At 32.3% G+C, this 21,948-nt stretch carries 22 protein-coding genes; 16 read left to right on the top strand and 6 right to left on the bottom strand.

What is annotated here, in order from left to right; genetic code table 11:
- Window positions 1–77: 77 nt before the first annotated feature.
- A complete protein-coding gene (locus SIB45_RS08500) occupies window positions 78–1,718 on the bottom strand; it encodes a 2-isopropylmalate synthase (protein ID WP_011863123.1) in 1,641 nt (546 codons plus the stop codon).
- Between the two features lie 226 nt (window positions 1,719–1,944).
- On the opposite strand from SIB45_RS08500, the gene SIB45_RS08495 reads away from it, so the two are divergent.
- Window positions 1,945–3,528, top strand: a complete 1,584-nt coding sequence (locus SIB45_RS08495; RefSeq protein ID WP_011863122.1) for a glycoside hydrolase family 57 protein — start codon at window positions 1,945–1,947, stop codon at window positions 3,526–3,528.
- Window positions 3,529–3,533: 5 nt separating this feature from the next.
- Here SIB45_RS08495 and crtL read toward each other — a convergent pair whose 3' ends face one another.
- Window positions 3,534–4,745, bottom strand: a complete 1,212-nt coding sequence (gene crtL, locus SIB45_RS08490; protein WP_011863121.1) for a lycopene beta cyclase — start codon at window positions 4,743–4,745, stop codon at window positions 3,534–3,536.
- A 24-nt stretch (window positions 4,746–4,769) separates the two neighbouring features.
- Window positions 4,770–7,367, bottom strand: a complete 2,598-nt coding sequence (gene gyrA, locus SIB45_RS08485) for a DNA gyrase subunit A (protein ID WP_011863120.1) — start codon at window positions 7,365–7,367, stop codon at window positions 4,770–4,772.
- 180 nt (window positions 7,368–7,547) lie between these two features.
- On the opposite strand from gyrA, the gene SIB45_RS08480 reads away from it, so the two are divergent.
- The 4 genes from SIB45_RS08480 to rsmD all read left to right on the top strand — a co-directional run bounded on the left by SIB45_RS08480 (window position 7,548) and on the right by rsmD (window position 10,511).
- The gene (locus SIB45_RS08480; RefSeq protein WP_011863119.1) at window positions 7,548–8,711 is read left to right on the top strand and encodes a GuaB3 family IMP dehydrogenase-related protein; all 1,164 of its coding nucleotides are present in this window, start codon (window positions 7,548–7,550) and stop codon (window positions 8,709–8,711) included.
- A gap of 234 nt (window positions 8,712–8,945) precedes the next feature.
- Window positions 8,946–9,269 (top strand): thioredoxin, encoded by a 324-nt coding sequence (trxA, locus tag SIB45_RS08475; protein WP_011376622.1) that lies wholly within the window; start codon window positions 8,946–8,948, stop codon window positions 9,267–9,269.
- A gap of 11 nt (window positions 9,270–9,280) precedes the next feature.
- The gene (hisH, locus tag SIB45_RS08470; RefSeq protein WP_011863118.1) at window positions 9,281–9,898 is read left to right on the top strand and encodes an imidazole glycerol phosphate synthase subunit HisH; all 618 of its coding nucleotides are present in this window, start codon (window positions 9,281–9,283) and stop codon (window positions 9,896–9,898) included.
- Window positions 9,899–9,911: 13 nt separating this feature from the next.
- The gene (gene rsmD, locus SIB45_RS08465; protein WP_011863117.1) at window positions 9,912–10,511 is read left to right on the top strand and encodes a 16S rRNA (guanine(966)-N(2))-methyltransferase RsmD; all 600 of its coding nucleotides are present in this window, start codon (window positions 9,912–9,914) and stop codon (window positions 10,509–10,511) included.
- On the opposite strand, the gene petG is transcribed toward rsmD, so the two are convergent.
- Window positions 10,488–10,607 carry a cytochrome b6-f complex subunit V gene (gene petG, locus SIB45_RS08460; RefSeq protein WP_011376619.1) on the bottom strand — a complete coding sequence of 40 codons (120 nt, stop codon included), beginning with the start codon at window positions 10,605–10,607 and terminating at the stop codon, window positions 10,488–10,490. The two genes, rsmD and petG, sit on opposite strands and share 24 nt — an antisense overlap.
- Before the next feature lie 55 nt (window positions 10,608–10,662).
- Between petG and SIB45_RS08455 the strand changes: the two genes are divergently transcribed.
- The 10 genes from SIB45_RS08455 to SIB45_RS08410 all read left to right on the top strand — a co-directional run bounded on the left by SIB45_RS08455 (window position 10,663) and on the right by SIB45_RS08410 (window position 18,780).
- On the top strand, window positions 10,663–11,049 hold the full coding sequence (locus SIB45_RS08455) for a c-type cytochrome (RefSeq protein WP_041484698.1): 387 nt from the start codon (window positions 10,663–10,665) through the stop codon (window positions 11,047–11,049).
- On the top strand, window positions 11,046–11,798 hold the full coding sequence (locus tag SIB45_RS08450) for an RNA methyltransferase (protein WP_011863115.1): 753 nt from the start codon (window positions 11,046–11,048) through the stop codon (window positions 11,796–11,798). The genes SIB45_RS08455 and SIB45_RS08450 overlap by 4 nt, the downstream gene beginning before the upstream one ends.
- 117 nt (window positions 11,799–11,915) lie before the next feature.
- Complete coding sequence (gene bchI, locus SIB45_RS08445; protein WP_011863114.1) at window positions 11,916–13,004, top strand: magnesium chelatase ATPase subunit I; 1,089 nt, start codon at window positions 11,916–11,918, stop codon at window positions 13,002–13,004.
- A gap of 5 nt (window positions 13,005–13,009) precedes the next feature.
- The gene (gene ruvC / locus SIB45_RS08440) at window positions 13,010–13,483 is read left to right on the top strand and encodes a crossover junction endodeoxyribonuclease RuvC (protein ID WP_011863113.1); all 474 of its coding nucleotides are present in this window, start codon (window positions 13,010–13,012) and stop codon (window positions 13,481–13,483) included.
- A gap of 33 nt (window positions 13,484–13,516) precedes the next feature.
- The gene (locus SIB45_RS08435; protein ID WP_263890660.1) at window positions 13,517–14,050 is read left to right on the top strand and encodes a 5-formyltetrahydrofolate cyclo-ligase; all 534 of its coding nucleotides are present in this window, start codon (window positions 13,517–13,519) and stop codon (window positions 14,048–14,050) included.
- Window positions 14,051–14,087: 37 nt separating this feature from the next.
- Entirely contained in the window at window positions 14,088–14,507 is a 420-nt protein-coding gene (locus SIB45_RS08430) for a SufE family protein (protein WP_011863111.1), read from the top strand.
- Window positions 14,508–14,552: 45 nt separating this feature from the next.
- Window positions 14,553–15,854 (top strand): homoserine dehydrogenase, encoded by a 1,302-nt coding sequence (locus SIB45_RS08425; RefSeq protein WP_011863110.1) that lies wholly within the window; start codon window positions 14,553–14,555, stop codon window positions 15,852–15,854.
- A 70-nt stretch (window positions 15,855–15,924) separates the two neighbouring features.
- Window positions 15,925–16,176 (top strand): hypothetical protein, encoded by a 252-nt coding sequence (locus SIB45_RS08420; protein WP_187146046.1) that lies wholly within the window; start codon window positions 15,925–15,927, stop codon window positions 16,174–16,176.
- A 17-nt stretch (window positions 16,177–16,193) separates the two neighbouring features.
- The gene (locus SIB45_RS08415; RefSeq protein ID WP_011863108.1) at window positions 16,194–17,765 is read left to right on the top strand and encodes an ABC transporter substrate-binding protein; all 1,572 of its coding nucleotides are present in this window, start codon (window positions 16,194–16,196) and stop codon (window positions 17,763–17,765) included.
- Complete coding sequence (locus tag SIB45_RS08410; protein ID WP_413682122.1) at window positions 17,758–18,780, top strand: ABC transporter permease; 1,023 nt, start codon at window positions 17,758–17,760, stop codon at window positions 18,778–18,780. The genes SIB45_RS08415 and SIB45_RS08410 overlap by 8 nt, the downstream gene beginning before the upstream one ends.
- On the opposite strand, the gene SIB45_RS08405 is transcribed toward SIB45_RS08410, so the two are convergent.
- Window positions 18,777–20,324: an alpha/beta hydrolase gene (locus tag SIB45_RS08405; RefSeq protein WP_011863106.1), complete on the bottom strand. Its 1,548-nt coding sequence runs from the start codon at window positions 20,322–20,324 to the stop codon at window positions 18,777–18,779. The two genes, SIB45_RS08410 and SIB45_RS08405, sit on opposite strands and share 4 nt — an antisense overlap.
- A 2-nt stretch (window positions 20,325–20,326) precedes the next feature.
- Here SIB45_RS08405 and SIB45_RS08400 point away from each other — a divergent pair, with 2 nt between their 5' ends.
- Window positions 20,327–21,556, top strand: a complete 1,230-nt coding sequence (locus SIB45_RS08400) for an MFS transporter (protein WP_011863105.1) — start codon at window positions 20,327–20,329, stop codon at window positions 21,554–21,556.
- Here the strand turns inward: SIB45_RS08400 and SIB45_RS08395 are convergent.
- A complete protein-coding gene (locus SIB45_RS08395; protein WP_011863104.1) occupies window positions 21,553–21,924 on the bottom strand; it encodes a DUF2834 domain-containing protein in 372 nt (123 codons plus the stop codon). The genes SIB45_RS08400 and SIB45_RS08395 overlap by 4 nt on opposite strands.
- Window positions 21,925–21,948 lie beyond the last annotated feature (24 nt).

Raw genomic sequence — 21,948 nt, 5'->3', positions numbered from 1 at the left:
GCTGCTTTAACTATAAATTTAATCTACAGTATTAAGAGACTATTTTTTAATGACACTTAATAATCCTAAGAAATAATTTAATTTGCAGGATTAGATATATATGTATTATTAGAATTTTCTAAATTATCAAATTGTGGATGAATTGAATTTTTTTTCTCAGAAAATACAAGCCTATTTAAGGCATTAATGTAAGCATTCGCTGCAGCAACAACAACATCCGTATCAGCAGAATGACCAGAATATATTTTATTATCCCTTCTTATTCTTATTGTCACTTCGCCCAAAGCATCAATTCCTTCTGTTACTGACTTAACAGAAAATTCAATTAATTCATTAGGAACTTTAGCTAATTTATTTAAAGCCTCGCATACAGCGTCAACGGGTCCTGTCCCTATTGATACAGCCGTATCCTCAGTATTATCTTCTGTATTTAAAAGCGAAATGGTGGCAGTAGGTTTAGATGCGTTACCGCAACTTACTTGTACAAGACTTAATTGAAATTTAGCTTCTGGGAGTTGAACTTGTTCACTAACAATTGCTTCTAAGTCTCTATCAGTAATTTCTCTTTTCCTGTCTGCTAAATCCTTAAAACGGGCAAAAGCATCATTTAAATCTTCTCGACTCAAATCATATCCCATTTCTTCTAATCTTGCTCTAACTGCACTTCTTCCACTAAGTTTCCCCAAAGATATTTTGTTGTCACTCAAACCAACAGTTTTTGCATCGATAATTTCGTAAGTTAGTCTATTTTTTAAAACACCATCCTGATGAATGCCTGACTCATGTGCAAAAGCGTTAGCTCCCACAATTGCTTTATTAGGTTGTACAGTCATTCCAGTTAGGTTGGAAACAAGTCTTGAGGTTTTTGTTATTTCTTCTGTTCTTATAGCTGTAAGAGGAGTTGGTGAATCTGGATTTCTTTTGAAAAAACTATTAAAAAAACTTTTCCTAACATGTAGAGCCATGACCAATTCTTCTAAAGAGGCATTCCCGGCTCTTTCACCAATTCCATTTATAGTACACTCTAGTTGCCTTGCACCATTTTTTACAGCTTCAAGAAAATTGGCTACTGCTAAACCCAGATCATTATGACCATGAACCGAGATTACTGCCTCATCAATATTTGGAACATTTTTATTTATATCGGCAATTAGGTTGCCAAATTCACTTGGAGTTGTAAATCCAACAGTATCGGGGATATTGATTGTTGTCGCTCCTGCAGAAATTGCTAGTTGAATCACTTCGTATAAAAAATCAGGATCACTCCTTGAGGCATCTTCACAAGAAAACTCAATATCATCAACCAATGATTTGGCATAATTAACCATTTCTGGGACTATTTGAAGAACATCTTTTCTGGATTTTTTAAGTTTATGTTTAAGATGAATATCACTTGTAGCAATAAAAGTATGTATTCTTTTCTTGGGAGCTGGACTTACTGCTTCGTAACATGCTTTTATATCTCCTTTAGACGCTCTAGCTAAACCACATATTGTAGGCCCATGCTCTTTCCCAACGGCACTGGCAATTTTATTAACAGCTTTAAAATCTCCTGGACTTGCGAAAGGGAATCCAGCTTCAATAACATCTACCCCTAATCTTGCTAATTGATGAGCTATGGCAAGTTTTTCTTCAAGATTTAAACTTGCACCAGGAGATTGCTCTCCATCTCGAAGAGTTGTATCAAATATCAAAATTCTTCCAGGATTTTTTGACATAAGATGAATGATACTAGCCTTATATTAAGCTAATTAAAAAAAATTGACTAGATTTAATTTAAAAAAATTTGCTGCAAATTTATAACTTAAATAATATTGGTTAAAATTCTAAAGAAAAAAATGAAATATTTAAATTATTAAAGTATTCTTTTATGATCAAAGCTTCCTTTTATAAAATTTTAATTTTGATTTTTTATAGAATTTTCTGACATAAATTATAAAAAGTATGAATGGGCGATACCCCCCAAAAAATGTTTTAGGTCAGTTAGCGATAGTTTTACATGCTCATCTACCTTATGTCAGAAAAAATGAAATAAACTCCTTAGAAGAGGATTGGTTATTTCAGGCGATTCTGGAATGTTATATACCGCTACTTCAATCAATAGAATCTTCCAAAAAAGAAAATCCTGAAAATACAAAGCTTACTATTAGTTTGTCTCCAACATTATTATCACTCTTAAATAATATACAAATTCAAGAAACTTTCCCAAGCTGGATTAAAACAAGGAATGATTTCTTAAACGAACTGCCGCTAAAAGAAAAAAATGCCTCTGCATTTTTAATTAAAAATCTTAATGATAAATACCTATATTGGGAAAATTGCTCTGGAAATTTAATTGAGAAGTTTAAGGTATTAAATAACTCTGGAAATTTGGATATTCTCACTTGTGCTGCCACTCATGGATATTTACCAATTCTAAGGGAGAATCCTGAAACTATCAAAGGACAAATTAATACGGCTATTAGGAGCCATGAAAATATTTTTGAAACAAAGCCTCTAGGTATTTGGTTACCTGAATGCGCATATTATGAGGGTTTAGATGAAATACTATTTAATTCTGGAATTAGATATACGATCTTAGATGGACACGGGATTCTAAACTCGACACCAAGACCTAGATATGGTGTGTATGCCCCAATATGCTCGAAAAAAGGAGTGGCATTTTTTGGGAGAGATAGTGAGTCAACATTGCCCGTTTGGTCTGCTAAGGAAGGATTTCCGGGCGACAAAGTTTATAGGGAATTTCATAAAGATCTGGGGTGGGAATTACCTCTCTCAAAGCTCCAGAAGAAGGGTATTTCGACAAAAAGACCTTTGGGTTTAAAGTTTCATAAGATTACAGATGAAAATATATCTTTAGGGGAAAAAGAGTTTTACCTTGAAAATGAAGCCAAAAATAAAGCGGCAGAACATGCTGACGCCTATCTTCTCGCGAGATCCAAACAGCTAGAAAAATTGACTTTATCCTCTTCCTTTAAGCCTTTATTGGTGGCTCCATTTGATGCAGAGTTATTTGGTCATTGGTGGTATGAGGGACCTTTTTTTATTGAAAATATACTTAAGAACTCTAATAAATATTCAATTAAGCTTACAAATTTAAAAGAATTCTTAATTCAAAAACCAAATCTTCAGATTTGCGATCCATCGCCATCAAGCTGGGGGCAAGGGGGTTACCATAATTACTGGATTAATGATGCAAATGCATGGATCGTTCCAGAAATTACAAAAGCAGGCTCAACATTTGTAGATTTGTGCTTGGAAAATTTTAATAATGATTTATCTCTAAGACTCTTCAATCAAGCTGCTAGAGAACTACTTCTTTCTGAGTCTTCTGATTGGAGTTTTATTCTAAGAGCTGGAACCACAACTGAGCTCGCAAAAGAGAGAATAGAAAGACACTTATTCAGGTTCTGGAAATTGGTTGAAATGATTAAAAATCACTCTAATATTAACTTCAAATTTCTTGAAGATATTGAGGAAGAGGATAATGTCTTCCCAAATATAAATATTGATGATTGGCGAAAATAAAAATACTAATTTAACTTGAGCATCCCTAGTTTTACTTTTAGGGGTGAATTTATAAACATCTTACTCATCACGTAAATTAGTTTTGGAAGTGGAAGTGTATTAGTAAGAAAACCTACCCATTCATTGGTTGATAATCTAAAGAAATTTGAGAAAAAGCTTCTTAATCTACTTTCGTCAAAACTCATCAATCTTCTTAGACCGTATTGGTAAAGTTTATGCCTTTGTGTTAACTCGTAAGGCCATAGGATTTCCCAACCTTTTGAAGCTAACTCTAGTGAACTAAGATGAGGTTCTTTTAAAAAGAGTGCTAATTTTTGTGCAAGGAGTGGAGCCCTTCTTAATAAGGATCCAACCATGTATCCTGATGCAGGATGAACCATACTTGCAGCCCCTCCGAAACCAAGTACAAATTGTTTTTTAAATGGGAGGGGTAAATTCATAGGGAAAAGGCAATTCTCTTCATGAAAAATTTCACTTACCTCAATACCTTTGCTCTTAAGTCTTTTATAAAGTCTTTTTTTAAGATTTTCTTGGGTTAATGCAGGGTAACTAGCTAATGAAGTTTCTTCAACAAAAAAAGTCTCGTTGCCAAGATCCATTGCATAAAGAAAGGAAGGAGATGATAACTTTTCTTCATTGTTTAAATGATTTGGACGAAAATCCATTAGGACAAATTGTTCTTTATTAACAGGTGGTGATGTAAATTTACCTACAATTCCGTAAGCAGCTTGTTGAGCGATTTCATTTTGAACTGGTCTTTTTACAAAATTACTTTTATGACCACTTGCATCAATAACTAATCTCGCCTTTATTTTGAGACCTGAAAAACAAATTACCTCAGATAGTTTATTTTTTTCTTTAATGTCTGTTGCTGTTTCATTCAACCATTCAATCCCTTTACATTTTTTTAAAAGCTCATTTTGAAAGGCTTCCTGATTTATCAAACCATAATCGTAGTTATGCTTTGTCGGAGTATCCCCTTTTTTATTTTCCCCATCTCCAAAAAAACTAACTGTTTTACACCATCGATGAGATAACAAGTTCTCTAACCCTAATTCTTCTAATTCAGATGCCCAGATACCATATGTATTCTCCCATTTTTGATTTGGAGATTTTGTTGATATTCCTTTAATTTTAAGATCCTGCTTTGCTAATTCTGAGGCTAAACATAATGCTGCAGGACCTGAACCTAAAATTAAAATATCAAGTATTTCCATATTATTTAGCTAACCATAAGGCTTTTAATTTTGTTCAACTGAGCTAGGTTGGTCTTCTTCCTCTATTTGTTCACGAGGTACCAATACTACTTCAGATAAATGATCACCATCATCTAATCTTTGTAATTTTACTCCTGTAGCTGCTCTGGATTGCTGAGAGATTTGATCTGCATTTGTTCTTACTATTACGCCTTTTTCGGTCACAAGTAGTAATTCTTCTCCCTCTCCAAGGACCTTCAAACTAACCAGCTGATCATATTTAATTCTAAATTTTATTGCTCTCAAACCCATGCCTGCTCTTTTTTGTAATCTAAACTGAGCTACAGGTACTCTCTTTCCTAGTCCAAATGCACTGGCTATTAATACCCATGGACCATCTGAAGAGTTTTCCTCAACATTATCATCAAGATCTTCTTTCGGATACTCAATTTTAGCCAATTGATCAGCCAAATTAGATGTTAAAACATCCATAGAAACTAGATTGTCTCCCTCTCTCAAGTTCATTGATTTTACCCCTCTTGCTGTTCTACCAAGTGGTCTTAATTCATTGATATCTAGTCTGAAATGAATTGCCATTCCTGTTTTTGATCCAATTAAAACACTATCACCTTCTTTTGATAGTCTGACCCAGGTTAGGGCATCTCCATCCTCAAGATTAATTGCTATTAGTCCATTTGAACGAATTTTTGAGAAAGCAGAAAGTGCAGTTCTTTTTATAAAGCCAGCTTTGGTTAGCATTAATAAATAACTATCGTCAACAAAAGAATCCACAGCAACGATTGAGGTTATTTTCTCTTCTCTTGGAATTGGGAGAAGTTGAACCGATGGAGTCCCTTTTGCTGTTCTGCTACTCATAGGAACCCGATATGCAGGGAGAGCATAAGCTACTCCTTTATCACTGAAAAGCAAAAGAGTATCATGATCGTTACAGCTTATAAATAATTTCACATCATCATCTTCTTTGGTTTTTGTGCCAGCTTTACCCCTCGAACCACGACTGGTAGATTCAAAATCATTAACAGGCATTCTTTTTAAATAACCTGCTTCAGTTAATAGCACTACAGATCTTTCATTAGCTATGAGATCAATATCATCTAGTCCGCCGCCTAAATCTAATATTTCTGTTTTCCTTGGAGAAGAGAATCTTTCATCGATTTTATTAAGTTCTTCAAGAATAATTTCAAAAATTCTTTCTTTACTATTTAATATTTGCTGATATAGGTTGATTTTTTGGGTTAAATCATTATGTTCACCCTTTATTTTATCTGCTTCTAGTGCTGTTAATCTTCTTAACTGCATTTGTAGAATAGCATCTGCCTGTATAGAAGATAATTTATGGTCGTTTTGTAATTTTTCACGGGCTGAAATTGAATCTTTCGCAGATCTTATTAGATTTATAATTTCATCCATAGCATCTAATGCCAATAAAAGACCCTTTACAATATGATCTCTTTCTTCTGCCTTTTTTAATAAAAATGCTGTTCTCCGCCTTATTGTCTCAACCCTAAAATCTAAAAATACATCTAACATTTTTCTGAGTGAAAGTGTTGTGGGCTCTCCTTTTACTAAAGCAAGGATATTTGCACTAAAGTTATTTTGAAGAGGTGTTAACTTAAATAAATTATTTAAAACTACTTGTGGGTAGGCATCTCTTTTTAGTTCAATAACTATCCTCATCCCATCTCGATCACTTTCATCTCTAATGTCAGAAATACCTTCTAATTTTTTTTCATTAACTAAGTCAGCAATTCTTTCTATCAATGCTGCTTTATTGGTTTGAAATGGCAACTCGGTAATTATTACTGCATCTTTCTCTGCTCTTCCAATGGATTTAATTTGCTCAATATTTGCTACTCCTCTCATGGTTATTGACCCCCTTCCTGTTTTGAAAGTTTCTCTAATACCGTCTCTGCCTAAGATTTGACCACCTGTCGGAAAATCAGGGCCCTTAATTATTTCAAAAAGTTCTCTATCTTCAATTGAAGGGTTATTGATTATTGATTTAAGGCCATTAATTAATTCCCCTAAGTTATGAGGTGGAATATTAGTTGCCATTCCTACTGCTATTCCTGATGATCCATTTAGAAGTAGTTGAGGGATCCTAGCAGGTAAAACTGTTGGCTCTTGCTGTGAACCGTCAAAATTATCAGCGAAATCCACAGTTTCAGATTCAATATCCTCTAATAAACTTTCATCCGTAAGAGACTGTAAACGAGATTCTGTATATCTCATTGCTGCTGGAGGGTCGTTATCAACAGAACCAAAGTTCCCATGGCCATCTATGAGTGGCATCCTCATAGAGAAATCCTGGGCCATCCTAACCAAAGCATCATAAACAGCAGTATCGCCATGAGGGTGGTATTTACCAAGTACTTCTCCAACAACTCTTGCACATTTTCTATATGGTCTACCGCTAGTCAAACCAAGTTCATACATTGCATAAAGAATTCTTCTGTGAACAGGTTTTAATCCATCTCTTGCATCTGGAAGAGCGCGACCAACTATAACGCTCATTGCATACTCAAGGTATGAACGAGACATCTCATTTCTTAGGTCAGTCTGAATAATTCGGTCATTATCTTCGCTTAATCCTGAATTATCGGAATCTAAAATATCAGACATACAAAAAACCTTTCTTTAATAATAATCGCTGATTGTCATAATGAATAAAAAAAAAGATTTATTTAATTCCCAAATACTCACATTTACACACAAATCAAAATAAAACCTGTTGTTTTTGAATAAACCTTGGCTTATTACCCCTTTAGTTGTTAATTTAATCAGAATAAAAAGAAAACTATCGTGAATAATGAACTTGGTTTAAATAAAGAAGTCAGACGGGCTTATGGCATTGATGAAATAGCTTTAGTCCCTGGTAAAAGAACACTTGATTACGATTTGACTGATCCTTCTTGGTCAATAGGTGATTTCAAAAGAGAAGTTCCGATCGTAGCTAGTGCCATGGATAGTGTTGTCGATGTCAATACAGCTGTAGAGCTCACAAAATTAGGTTCCCTAGGGGTTATTAATATGGAGGGCGTACAAACACGATATGAAAACCCTGATGAAATATTGAAGCAAATAGCATCAGTTGGGAAGAATGATTTTGTTCCATTAATGCAGAAAATATACAGTGAACCGGTCAAGGAAGGATTGATTTTAAAAAGAATAAATGAGGTCAAAGAAAGAGGAGGTATCGCAGCTTTTAGTGGGACTCCTCAAGCCGCCATCAAGTTTAAAGAAACACTAAATAATTCCAAAATAGATTTATTTTTTCTTCAAGGAACAGTTGTTTCAACTGAACATCTTGGAATGGAAGGTAAGGAAACCTTAAATATTAAAGATCTCTGCCAATCTATGAATGTTCCAGTTGTAGCTGGTAATTGTGTTACTTACGAAGTTGCAAAACTTCTCATGAATGCTGGAGTTGCGGGATTGATGGTTGGGATAGGACCAGGAGCAGCATGTACATCAAGAGGAGTATTGGGAATTGGAATCCCTCAAGCAACTGCAATTGCTGATTGTAGTGCGGCAAGAAATGATTACTTTGAAGAAAGTGGTCGTTATATACCTATTATTGGTGATGGAGGAATTGTTACTGGCGGAGATATTTGTAAATGTTTAGCATGTGGAGCAGATGCAGTAATGATTGGATCACCAATAGCTAAATCTTCAAACGCCCCAGGTAAAGGATTTCACTGGGGTATGGCTACTCCAAGTCCAGTGTTGCCGAGGGGCACAAGAATTGAAGTTGGTTCTACAGGATCCTTGGAAAGGATAATTAAAGGCCCGGCCCTACTTGATGATGGGACACATAACTTATTAGGAGCCATTAGAACATCAATGAGTACTCTTGGTGCAAAAAATATTAAAGAAATGCAAGAAGTTGAAATAGTTATCGCACCATCGCTTCTTACTGAGGGTAAGGTTTATCAAAAAGCTCAGCAGCTCGGGATGGGTAAGTAGTTCATCTAGAGCAAAATGAGAAAAAACCTTAGTGAATAAGTTATTAAATTGAAAAATTTTCTAATTAGGAGTTATTATTAAATGATGGGGGAAACCCCATACTCCTCACACACTAAATCGCCCGATTAATCGGGCTTTTTTTAGATATTTTGTTACTTATATTATTTTATCTGTAATGAAATCATCACTTAAAAGAATTGCCTGCTAAATTTTCAAAAAAGGAATACTTAAATTATGTCATCAGCTCCAGCCGTAACTGATTCTTCATTTGACAAGGATGTACTGCAAAGTGATCTACCAGTATTGGTTGATTTTTGGGCACCATGGTGCGGTCCATGTAGGATGGTTGCACCAGTTGTAGAAGAAATCTCAAAAGACTTTGAAGGGAAAATTAAAGTTTTTAAATTAAACACTGATGAGAATCCAAATGTTGCCAGTCAATACGGAATTAGAAGTATTCCTACTTTAATGATCTTTAAAGGAGGTCAAAAGGTTGATACCGTTGTTGGTGCTGTGCCAAAAGCAACTCTCTCGAGCACTTTAACTAAGCATTTATAAATTTAAAAGCTTTGCATAAAATTGGACTAATAGACTATGGGATGGGTAATATTCATTCTGTAACAAAATCTCTAGAAAGTCTTGGAGAAGAAATCATATTAATTAAAAATTTTAATGACTCTAAGCTTTGTAAAGCGATAATACTCCCTGGGGTTGGAGCCTTTGATCCAGCTATGAATAATCTCAAAGAGACTGATTTGATAACTGATTTGAAAAATTGGATTAAAAGTGGGAAGTCTTTTTTGGGGATATGTTTAGGCCTTCAACTCCTTTTTGAATCAAGTGATGAGGGAGAGGTTCAAGGGCTGGCAATTTTAAAAGGAAATATACAAAAAATTCCGAATATTGTTAACAAAAGAATTCCACACATGGGTTGGTGCCAACTTTTACCTACAAAACCAAATACTTTATTAGAGCTAGAAGAATTAAATAATTGGGTCTATTTTGTACATTCCTATCATGCAATCCCAGATGATTCAAAGATTATTGCAGCTCAGGTTGATTATGGCTCTGAAAAATTAACTGCAATGATTGAGAATGATAATTTATTGGCCTGTCAATTTCATCCGGAAAAATCTGGAAAAACCGGTGAAAAACTTTTGAGAAGATGGCTTAGTAATATTCAATAATTGATAATTACTGATGAAGACAAACTTAAGATTAATAGGTGGTAAAAAACTCCAAAGTCCAAATAATTCTTATACCAGACCTACAACTTTGAGAGTGAGAGAGGCTGTATTTAATATACTGAACAGCAGAGTTGAAAACAGTAACTGGTTAGATTTATTTAGTGGAACAGGGTCCATATCCTGTGAAGCCTATAACCATGGGGCAAGAAAAATAATTGCAATTGAAAAAAACAAAATCAACTCAAAAATTTGCTTAGAAAATTTACTCTCGTTGGAGAATATAGAGAATAGGAGAAATGACATAGAAGTTATTTGTAAAGACGTTTTGAAATGGACAAAACCTAATTATGAAAGAAACTTATCATCTAGAAATATGGATTTAAACAAATTAAAATTTGATTTTGTTTATCTAGATCCTCCATACGATGTAGATTTCCATGAATTAGTTTTAAATCAATTATTTGATTGTGACATTTTAAAAAAAGATTCAATAGTTATTTGTGAACATTCACCAAACCTATTAATTAAAAAAAGTACTTTGTGGGAAACTATAGATGTAAGAAATTATGGGCAATCAAGATTAACATTTTTAATCAATGTCCAACATACCTGAACCTCTTCTGTATTGATTCCATGCGCTTACGAATAATCCAAGAAGAGTTATTGGAACTAAACCTAAAACAATTCCACATAGAAGAGGCTCGATCATTTTTTTGCCTTTTTTGAATTTCTTACTCACAATTGTTACATAGAGACTATTTTTTGTGTCAACATCTTCATCAACTGCAGCAGAAAGTAATTTTAAGAGAGAATTCTTAAAAATAGGTTTTGTTGTATTTGGAGTTTTATTGATTTGTTTTTCTATAATTTTCGTAAATCATCATGACAATAACAAATATATTATTGAAACTCTTGAGCTTAATGGCTCTGTTGAGGAAGGAGATGCTCTTTTTAAGATAAATTGTGTTGGATGTCATGGAATTACAGCGAGAGGATTAGTGGGCCCAGACTTACACTCAATAACTCAACGTTTGAATGATAAAGAGATAATAAAACAAGTTACTGGAGGCCTGACTCCTCCAATGCCAAGTTTTGAAATTGATCCTGTAAATATGTCCAATTTATTAAAATATCTTCATAGTCTTGAATGATTTTGGGAAAAAATTTTTCTAATTTAAAGGTAATTTTAGTTGAACCAAATGGCCCCTTAAATGTAGGAAGCGTTGCTAGATTATGCAGTAATTTTGAAGTTGATGAATTAAGAATTGTTTCTCCAAAATGCGATATATTTTCTTTAGAAGCAAGAAAAATGGCTCTTAAAGGTCAAAAATTTCTTAAACATTGTAGGGTTTTTGATGATCTTCAAAAAGCAGTTTTTGATTGTGATTTGGTTCTAGCCTCTTGTGGGAGGATTGATGTAAATAAAGATTCTTTTTTTGTATCTTCTGAAGATATATTTGATTGGACTTTATCCTTTAAGAAGATAAATAATTTAGCAATTATATTTGGAAGAGAAGATAGAGGTTTAACTAACAATGAATTGCTTCTAGCAAATAAAACTTTTAATATTCCAACTTCTCAGGATAATCCTTCATTAAATCTTTCCCACGCTGTTTCAATAGTTTTATATGAATTAAATAAGTCTTCTAAAAAGAATTTAAATAATGAATCAAGAGCTTTTAACTTAGCATCATCGAAAGCAGTGCATGATACATTTATGGAGATAGAGGAAATGCTTATGCGAGTTGGATATCTTTTAAAACATACCTCTAAGGCAAAAATCAGTAAATTTAAGAATTTTACTTTAAGGGCAAATACATCAATGCACGAAATAAATGTTTTAAGAGGAATTGTCCATCAAATAAACTGGTTTTTGAACAATTCAAAAAAAAATAAGTAAGTATAAATTTGATTAGTTGTTAATTACTTCTTGTTTAAATTTGATAGGGATATTTACTAAAAACATTTTCTGAAGTAGCATCTATTGATTATTTGAATATTTAAGAAAACTAAAACTGTGCTTACAACGAAGAAAAGAAGAGTTTTTCCTTTTACTGCAGTAATTGGTCAAGAAGAAATGAAATTGGCACTCTTGTTAAATGTTATTGATCCTAGAATTGGAGGAGTGATGATAATGGGTGATAGAGGGACTGGAAAGTCTACTACAATCAGAGCCTTAGCTGATTTGTTGCCTGCAATCGATGTTGTTAAAGACGATCCATATAATAGTTCACTAGTCGATCCTGATTTGCAAAGTAAAGAAGTTTTGGAAAAAATTACTCAAGGAGAAAATCTAGAGAGTATTAAAAAACAAGTACCTATGGTTGACTTGCCTTTGGGAGCTACGGAAGACAGGCTTTGTGGAACCATCGATATAGAGAAGGCTTTGAGCGAAGGTGTTAAGGCATTCGAACCAGGTCTATTAGCAAAAGCTAATAGGGGTTTACTATACGTTGATGAAGTGAATTTACTTGATGACCATTTAGTTGATGTCCTTTTAGATTCAGCAGCTTCCGGGTGGAATACAGTTGAAAGGGAGGGGGTATCAGTTCGACATCCTGCGAGGTTTGTCCTTATTGGTTCAGGAAATCCAGAAGAAGGTGAATTAAGGCCTCAACTATTGGACAGGTTTGGAATGAGTGTTGAAGTTAAGACAGTTAGAGATGCTGAATTAAGAGTTCAAGTAGTTGATCAAAGAACTTCTTTTGACGATAATCCTGATGAGTTTTCATTGAGTGTTGAGAAACAACAGGATGAACTTCAACAAAAAGTTATTAAAGCTCAAGAAATACTAAATTCTGTTCAAATGGACGATGACTTAAGATTGAATATTTCTGCAATCTGCGGTGAACTAGATGTGGATGGTTTACGTGGAGATATTGTTACAAATCGTTCAGCAAGGGCAATTGCAGCATTTGAGGGCAGAACTGAAGTGCAAGAAGATGACATAGCAAGGGTAATTTCTTGTTCTTTAAGACATAGACTTAGAAAAGATCCCTTGGAACAAGTTGATTCAGGTGAAAGAGTTATTCAAGCTTTTTGTAAAGTATTTGATTTAGATGAGAAAGAAAATCTTTCAAAATTTCAATTGTCTGCTGAAGCTTAATAAAAGTGAGAATAATTGGGATTGACCCTGGATTAGCTAGAGTTGGTTATGGAATAATTGAGATAGAAAATGAAAGAAAGATATTATTGGATTGCGGCGTTATTGAGACAGGTAAAGATAAAAAAGAAGAAGATAGACTTTATGAGATATTCCAAGATCTTAATGAATTAATAAATCATTGGAATCCAACTTCAGCTGCAGTAGAAAAATTTTTCTTTTACAGGTCAAGTACCACAATTAGTGTCGTGCAGGCCAGAGGCGTGATTATGATGGTATTGGCCTCTAAAAAAATTAATGTTAGTGAGTATTCACCTGCTCAGATAAAATTAACAATTGCTGGGTCTGGAAAGGCATCTAAGAAAGATATTCTTGATGCTGTTATGTATAACTTAGATCTAAACAAACCTCCAAAACCTGATGATTCAGCAGATGCATTGGCAATAGCACTCACAAAACTAAATGAGGATGGCTTTAACTGAAAATTTAATATGACGATCTTTCAAAATAAGAAATTGGAAAGGGATACGTTTAGAAAATTAAGAGATGAAATTTCTTTTAATCAAAGAGAAAATGTTGAAAAGAATGTAAGATCATATATTGATTCATTTGTTAGGGGATATAAAAATATTGGTTACATAGCCATATATTGGCCTCTAAAAAATGAAGTTGATATAAGAAGTCTTAAGAATAAATTCACTTTAGCTTTGCCAAGATGTAAAGATAAAAAAGAGTTGTTATTTTATCCATGGGATGAGAGACCTCTTACCAAAGATTCTGAGGGAATATTAAGTCCAAATAACTCTTCCCCACTAAGTCATTTGCAGATAAGCATGATATTTGTACCATGTCTTTCCGTTGATAAAAATTTAACAAGATTAGGTTATGGAGGAGGTTATTTTGATAAATTAAGGAGAAATAATGATTGGAGAAATGTTCCATGTATTGGAGTATTAACTTCTAATTGTGTAAGTACGATTCCATTAGCCAGAGCTGATTGGGATATTCCTTTATCAGGTTTTATCACAGAAAAAGAAATATTTGTATAATAGAAGATTAATAAAGTGATTAATTTATAGTTTTAAAATGGTAAATCAGGAAAAATACAATAATTTATCAAAATTAGTAGAAAAGTTGAAGAAATCAGAAGATCCAAAAAGAAAATATGAATACATTTTGTGGTTAGGGAAAAAATTGAAAGAACCAGGTAATGAAATCCTTATTGAAGAAAATAAAGTTAAGGGATGCGTTTCAGAAGTTTTTGTTAAGGCTAATATTAAAGGCGGTAAATTATTTTGGGAAGGATATTCTGATGCTTTGATAACAAAGGGTTTATTGGCCTTTCTAATAAGTGGATTAAATGAATTAACACCAAATGAAGTTGTTGAAATAGATAAGAAATTTATAGAAGATACTGGTTTGAAAACAAGCTTAACCCCTTCACGATCAAATGGTTTTTTAAACATTTTATTGAAAATGCAGTCTCAAGCAAATGAATTTTTGTAGGCCTAATAATATAAAATTAAACTCAAAGTTAAAAAGAAATAAAAAATGAGAAAATGCAAAATTGGGATTGTAGGTTTTGGAACTGTAGGTTCAGGGATTTATAAAATATTAAGTTCTGAAGTTGATTCACATCCAATTCTAAAAGAAATAGAAATTGCAAAAATAGCAGTTAAAGATCTTAATAAAAAAAGGGATATTGAGCTAGATAATAATTTATTAACTGATGATCCATTTAAATTAATTAATGACCCCTCTATTGATGTAATTGTTGAAGTAATGGGTGGGGTTGATTTAGCTAAAGATATTATTCTGCAATCTTTAAAATTAGGTAAATCTGTTGTTACAGCAAATAAAGCAGTTATCGCAAGATATGGAGAAGAAATATATAAAACTGCATCTAAAGAAAGAGTTTATATATTGTCAGAGGCAGCAGTTTGCGGAGGGATTCCTATCATTGAACCCTTAAAAAGATCATTAAAAAGTAACTGTATAAAAAGAATGGTTGGGATAATAAATGGCACAACAAATTTTATTCTTTCAAAGATGACAAATGAAAAAGCTGATTACAAGGAGACCTTAAAATTGGCTCAAAGCCTTGGATATGCAGAATTTGATCCAACTGCAGATGTTGAGGGCCATGATGCTGCTGATAAGATTTCAATTCTTAGTGAACTTGCATTCGGAGGGAAAATCAAAAGAGAGGAGATTCATTTTGAGGGCATTAGTAAAATTAATCTAAAGGATATTGAATATGCCAATAAATTAGGGTTTGAAATAAAACTTTTAGCGCTATCCGAAAGGGGACAAATTAATAGTAATGATTCACTCGCTTTAAATATTTGGGTAGGACCTTCTTTGATTCCAAAATCTCATCCATTGTCAACAGTTAAGGGAGTTAATAATGCCTTATTGATTGAAGCTGATCCTCTTGGTGAAATAATGTTATATGGTCCAGGTGCAGGGAGTGGCCCAACTGCAGCGTCAGTGGTATCAGATATATTAAATCTGCATGCCGCCAAAGAAAAAAATAATAATTCAGTCGATCCATTATTATCTTTTGATTTCTGGAGAAACTGCCATATAACAAGCTCCTCACAAATAAATAAAAAAAATTACCTTAGAATTATTTGTCTTGATAGTCCAGGTGTCATAGGAAAGATTGGAGATATTTTTGGAAAGAATAATGTATCAATTGAATCAATTGTTCAACTTGATGCTAGTGAGGACAAAGCTGAAATTGTCGTTATTACTCATGAGGTGAATAATGGAGATTTTGAGAGATCGAAAGATGAAATAAATTCGCTAAATGAAGTCAAAATTATTGCAAGTCAATTAAGTTGTATTTAAAAAAATAGTTTGCAAATTTCTTTATAGCTTGGTAAACCGAAGAAAGTAAGTGTTTGGTTTTAGCACCTTAATGATTCATTCAAAACTATTAGATAATAATAATGAAAATAATAATTTAATTTTTTCTGAAAACCTTTATAAAGGTGCTTGTGTAAAAATTAAAAATAGCAATAAGACTTTTCAAGTAATTGGTTTAAATAGAGGTAAAGAAATTTGTTGGGTGAGAGAGTGGCCTTTTGCTTGTAATTCTAAAAAAACATTTGCTTTAGAAATTAGTCAAATAACCTTACAAATTTTCTGCTCAAATAATTCTTCAGAATAATTAGGAACTATTGAAATATGAAAAAAAAAATTGTTTTATCAATATTTATAATTTTAATTTCTTTTTTACAGAATTCTTGCGGCTCAAAAAGAATATCTAAAAAAATTATAGTAGCAAGTTCTGGAAAAATTGAATCTTTAGATCCAGCTAGAGCAAATACTCTTAAAGCAATTCAATTAATCAGTTCTCTTGGAGACACATTATATGAATTAAATTCTAAGGGAGAATTAATACCTGAATTGGCCTCGGGGATGCCAGTTATTTCAAAGGATAGACTTCAAATAACTATCAATTTAAGAAAGAATGTTTTTTTTCACGATGGAACTGCTTTTAACTCAAATGCTATGAAGTTTACCTTTGATAGATTCAAAAGAATTGGAACTATGAACTACATTTTAGGAAATAAGATTAAATCAATAGAAACGCCAAGTGAATATTCAGTCATAATAAATTTGAATAAACCATCAAGTTCTTTAAATGGTTTACTCACATCAGTAAATTTAACTCCAATATCCCCTACATTTTACAAACAATATTCTGATAAGTTTCTAAATGAAAAATTTGTTGGTACTGGCAAGTATGTGCTGACCAGTTTTTCTAATGAAGTTCAATCAATTGATCCATATTTGAATTATTGGGGTGAAAAGCCCTTCAATAACGGCGTTAATTTTGTGGGCTATTCAAATTCATCCTCTCTTTTTGGGGCTTTAAAAAGTAAACAAATTGACGTGCTTTTATCAAATTCAATTGATGATAGTCAGAGAAAAAGTTTAAATGATTTAAGCAAAAATAAACAGTTTAATGAAGGTAATAGCCCTTTCACTGAATTAAGTTTTATAAGCCTCAAAACTAGTTCTTATCCCTTAAGTAATCTTAATTTAAGATTGGCTTTGGCAAAAAGTCTTAATAGAAAATTGATTAGTGAGAAAGTAAGTTATGGATTAAGGAAGCCATCTAGATCAATTATTCCTCCGATATTAAAAAAAGATAATCAAGAACTGTGGCCTAAATATGATTATTTAGAAGCAAGAAGGTTATTGCAAAAAGAAAATTATTGCAATGGAAATATTCTAAAAATACCCCTTACTTATAGATCTAATGTACCAGCTGACAAGCTTATTGCTCTGACATGGCAAGAAGAAATTAAAAATTCTTTGAAAGATTGTATTGATATTGAACTCAATGGGGTTGAATCTACAACAGTTTATAAGAATCTAAGTTTAGGAATTTATACGGCAGTCCTTCTCGATTGGACTGGGGCTTATTCAGATCCAGAGGCTTATCTTACCCCTCTTTTAAGTTGTAATGAAATAGTTGACGGCATATGTAAAAAAGGAGAATCAGTTTATAGCGGGAGTTTTTGGGGATCTAATAAAGTGGAAAGTTTATTTCTTGAGAGTGAAAAAATAAGTGGAATTAAAAGATTAGAAAAACTTGTTGAAATTGAAAAAATAGCAGCAAGTTCAATACCTTATATTCCTATTTGGATCTCCTCTCAAAAAGCATGGTCACAAAATAAAATATCAAAACCTATTTTTAATGGCGCAGGAATAATTTCATTGAGTAATCTTGAGTTAATTAATGAGTAGAAATTTAAATAAACTACTAAATTATTCCTTATTAAAAATTTCATTAATACCGATAATGCTATGGATAATTTCTTCATTAGTTTTTATTTTATTAAGAGTTGCTCCCGGCGATCCTGTGGATGCCATACTTGGATCTGGTGCAGATGAGGTTTCTAGGGAATTTCTAAGAAATAAATTGGGGCTAAATGAACCTTTAATAAATCAATATTTTTCATATATTAAAAATATATTGCACTTAGATTTTGGCCAATCTCTTAGTACCCAAGAGCCAGTCCTTAAAATTATTATAAAGTCATTGCCTGCAAGTCTTGAGCTTGGATTCTTTTCAATATTAAGTGCCATAGTAATAGGATTTCCATTAGGATTAATTGGCTTAAGAAATAGAGGAAAAAAGACTGATTATATTGCGAGAATATTAGGAATTGCTACATATGCGATCCCTCCTTTTTGGGGTGCAATGTTAGCTCAATTATTATTTTCTGTATTTTTTAATATTTCCCCAATTGGAGGGAGATTTCCTATATTTCAGCAACAACCTCAAGTTACAGGTTTTCTAGTTTTAGATAGTATTCTTTCAAATAATATTATTGCCTTGAAAGATAGTCTTTATCATCTCGCACTTCCTTCGATTACCCTTGGCTTTTTATTGAGTGGTATATTCAGCCGCTCATTAAGAGTAAATTTGGATAAGACATTAAAAAGTGATTATGTAAATGCTGCTATATGTAGAGGAATATCGAGGAAAAAAATATTTTTAAACCATGCATTGCCTAATGCTCTATTGCCAATTGTCACTATTTCTGGCTTGACTCTGGCCTCTTTAGCAGGAGGTGCTCTGTTGTTCGAGGTGACTTTCTCATGGCCAGGTATAGCTTTAAGATTACATGAGGCTATTTCTCAAAGAGACTATACCTTGGTTCAAGGAATTGTAATTTTTACCTCTATGCTTATAGTCTCTCTAAATCTCTTAGTGGATATTTTAATCGCATATTTAGATCCACGAATAGAGTACTAATTTTCGGAAATTTCTTTTATTGTTTCAAGATCTAAGAGATGGAAGTCAAGTCCCAAATCATTTTGGTTTTTAACTACATTAGGGATCTTTTGGTCTTTAATATTTTTTAAAAATTCAACTATAAATTTAGTAGATAAATCTTGTACTAATATTGGCTCTGAGCCAATAAAAGATTCACTTATTTTGAATAGGTCATTATTTTCTTCATAGCTTTTATTAATTCTTATTGGAGAGAAATGACTTGCTCCTTCAATAATTAGAAATCTATTTGATGGATTATCTAAAGCATAAAAAACTCTAAATTGTTCATTCATTAACGGTGTAATAAGGTCATAAGTACCACCTATTAGAAGAGTTGGTGCTTTAATGCCTGTACTATTTTCTTTTGGCCATACTAGACTTCCAAATGAATTAAAACCTACTATGGCACTGGCCTTATTAGTGTTATTTTTCTTAGGGAATGGTATTTCACTCAACTGACATTGAAGTAATTTAGATAAATTTGTTACCGCAAAGTCTTTTAATGCAGAATTACATTTTTCCCCTAGTTGATCAGTAGGTTTCTTGCCTTCATATAAAAGTGCTATTAAAGCACCAAGTGAATGCCCCATTAAAATATAAGAATTATTAGGTAAACCAAATTCTCCATTTTCATGAGCTTTCAATACAGTGTCTAAATCTTTAACTCTATATAAGAAAAAGTCTGCACTTCCTGGTATTGTTCCCTTACCATCGAGTACTTCTATGAATGATTCTAAATTACTCCCTCTATGATCTATGAATAATATTGGCCAACCCCTATTAGCCAATTCGTTACCTATCCATTTGAAATTATTAATTTCGCCTCCAAGTCCTGGCATAAATATTATTAATTCTTTATCAAAATTTGTTTTATTGCTTTTCCATATTTCAACTTCAAAAGGTTTCACTCGGTGAGGAGCATAAATTTTTTTTTCAATTTTTATTAGATCTTTAGTTGATTTTTTAGTATTTTTAAAGGCATTTTGTTTAGTTCTTTCAAGTTGATTTAATTTGGACAACAGTTCTTGTTGCATTGATAATTCATTTTTCCAAGATGAAATTATTAAAATTAGATTATCAATATCTAGTGAAATTTCTTCTGATGGTAATGCCTTTATGATGTCTAAGGTTGAAACTTCTTTTTTTTGATCTAATAAATTTTCTATAGTGTTATATATTTCTGTTCCATTATTATCATTTGGAACTTTAATGCTTTTGCTTAATTCTGTAAGAATTTTACGCCCTATCCAACTTCTTAATATTTCTCTATTTAATCCCTCTTCTTTGAAAACTGGAAATTCTAAAAATTTTGATAATTCAAAAACTCTTATAAATCCATTTTTTTTTAACCAATCTATTAATTCTGTTGAATCATCTTTGTATTTTTCTAATTTTGATAATTGTTCTATAGTAAGAGGGATTTCCATCTCTTCAAATTTAATATTTATCTTTTCAGCAGCCTTTAAACCATTATTAAAAAATAAACCACAAAAACTAAAAAAAATTATAAAAATGTATTTCACTAGTGATTAGTCCAAATAGTTTACAAATTAGCAAAAATTGGTGGATTCAATTTCCTTATCATTTAAGGTTAATAACCAAGATAAGATTTTTCGCTGCATTTGGAGCAGGAGGTGTTATTTATTTAACATCACTTATTTTTAATAACCTAGGATTATCGGCGACAGATATTGGCCTGGGATTTACCATTTCAGCAATAATTGGAACCGTAACAAGACTCTTTACAGGTAATTATCTTAATAAAACGGGAAAAATACAATTTCCGATAATTACTTCTTCAATACTAAGTATTGCCGCTAGCTTATGCCTCATTTTTTCAAGAGATACTTTTTTGTACATAATTGGACAATCACTTGTTGGGGCTGCTGCAGGAATATATTGGCCTGCTGCCGAGTTTGGGGTTCCCTATTTTTGTCATCCTATCGAAACACGTAAAGCTTATGCCCTTGTTAGGAGTTCGGAAGCTTTAGGAATATTTCTAGGGGTATTCTTAGGGGGGTATATGACGAATTTTTTGTATTCTAAATCAATATTTATAAATGATATATTTTGCATGTTAGTTATTACGTATTTAATATCTAGAAATAGTTCTTCTATAAAAAGGAAATTAGATAATTTTCAAAAAAAATTAGTAGATCCAATTAATTCGGGACAATTGAAATGGAATAAAAATTCAACAATAATAATCTTATCTATTTTATTGATAACTACCTCTTTAGCCTTGATACAAGTAACTTTGCCTCTGGATCTTGTTAAAGGTGGAGTATATCGTAATGCATTAAGCAAAGAAATTATTAGTTTTATAATTTCTATTCAGTTAATTTTATTGTTGTTTTTACAATGGCCCGTAGGTTCTTGGATATCTAGGAAAGAAAGATTATTTGGCTTGAAATTTAGTTTAATAAATTTCACTTTCGCTTCATTTTTATTATTTATTTCTAGTTATTTAAATATCCCAGCATTTTATTTAATTTCTTTGGCATTGATTTTAGTAAGTTTAGGGACTGCTTCATTTCTTCCAACATCAACAGATGTCGTTTTCAGAATAGCTCCTTCAAATAAAAAAGGTTTTGCACTTGCTCTATTATCACAATGTTTCGCTATGGGTTATTTCTTTGGACCATTTATTTCAGGACGCATATTAGATCTATTTGGTTATGCTTCAATAATTTGGCTTTCAATTTCTTGTTGTTGCTTTATTGCCTTTACAATTCTATTTAAGAGATTATTTTAATTAATTTTTTCTAATTCAATAATTCTTCTCTCTCTTAGAAATAAGAAAAAAGGTGCAGAGAATGCGAAGGCTATAAGAAAAGTTCCAATGTATACAACCCACATATTCTTCATGTTTAGTTTTTTTGATTCATTTACTATCCATATAAAAATAGCACTTGCACCTACTAATAAATCTCTAGAAATTGACTGAGCTGCAGGGTTTGCATTCGCTAAAGAAATGAAGTTATTTATATCAAAGCTGTTTCCATATTCCCTAGCAAATTCGAAATTTGCCATCATTGGCAGTACAGCACCCAAAATTGATAGAAAAAGGTAAAGATAAGATAGTATCTGTTTATTATCTTTTAAAATGTTAAATGAATTCACTTGTCAAAAATATTTCATTTAATA

The organism is Prochlorococcus sp. MIT 1304 (assembly GCF_047305015.1).
GTDB classification, from domain to species: Bacteria; Cyanobacteriota; Cyanobacteriia; order PCC-6307; family Cyanobiaceae; genus Prochlorococcus_A; species Prochlorococcus_A marinus_E.
This window is presented reverse-complemented; position numbering and strand designations above follow the sequence as displayed.

Coding starts and splice junctions, on each gene's coding strand:
- SIB45_RS08500 (WP_011863123.1), bottom strand. CDS start 1,718: ATGTCAAAAAATCCTGGAAGAATTTTGATATTTGATACAACTCTTCGA.
- SIB45_RS08495 (WP_011863122.1), top strand. CDS start 1,945: ATGAATGGGCGATACCCCCCAAAAAATGTTTTAGGTCAGTTAGCGATA.
- crtL (WP_011863121.1), bottom strand. CDS start 4,745: ATGGAAATACTTGATATTTTAATTTTAGGTTCAGGTCCTGCAGCATTA.
- gyrA (WP_011863120.1), bottom strand. CDS start 7,367: ATGTCTGATATTTTAGATTCCGATAATTCAGGATTAAGCGAAGATAAT.
- trxA (WP_011376622.1), top strand. CDS start 8,946: ATGTCATCAGCTCCAGCCGTAACTGATTCTTCATTTGACAAGGATGTA.
- rsmD (WP_011863117.1), top strand. CDS start 9,912: ATGAAGACAAACTTAAGATTAATAGGTGGTAAAAAACTCCAAAGTCCA.
- petG (WP_011376619.1), bottom strand. CDS start 10,607: ATGATCGAGCCTCTTCTATGTGGAATTGTTTTAGGTTTAGTTCCAATA.
- SIB45_RS08450 (WP_011863115.1), top strand. CDS start 11,046: ATGATTTTGGGAAAAAATTTTTCTAATTTAAAGGTAATTTTAGTTGAA.
- SIB45_RS08430 (WP_011863111.1), top strand. CDS start 14,088: ATGGTAAATCAGGAAAAATACAATAATTTATCAAAATTAGTAGAAAAG.
- SIB45_RS08425 (WP_011863110.1), top strand. CDS start 14,553: ATGAGAAAATGCAAAATTGGGATTGTAGGTTTTGGAACTGTAGGTTCA.
- SIB45_RS08420 (WP_187146046.1), top strand. CDS start 15,925: ATGATTCATTCAAAACTATTAGATAATAATAATGAAAATAATAATTTA.
- SIB45_RS08415 (WP_011863108.1), top strand. CDS start 16,194: ATGAAAAAAAAAATTGTTTTATCAATATTTATAATTTTAATTTCTTTT.
- SIB45_RS08410 (WP_413682122.1), top strand. CDS start 17,758: ATGAGTAGAAATTTAAATAAACTACTAAATTATTCCTTATTAAAAATT.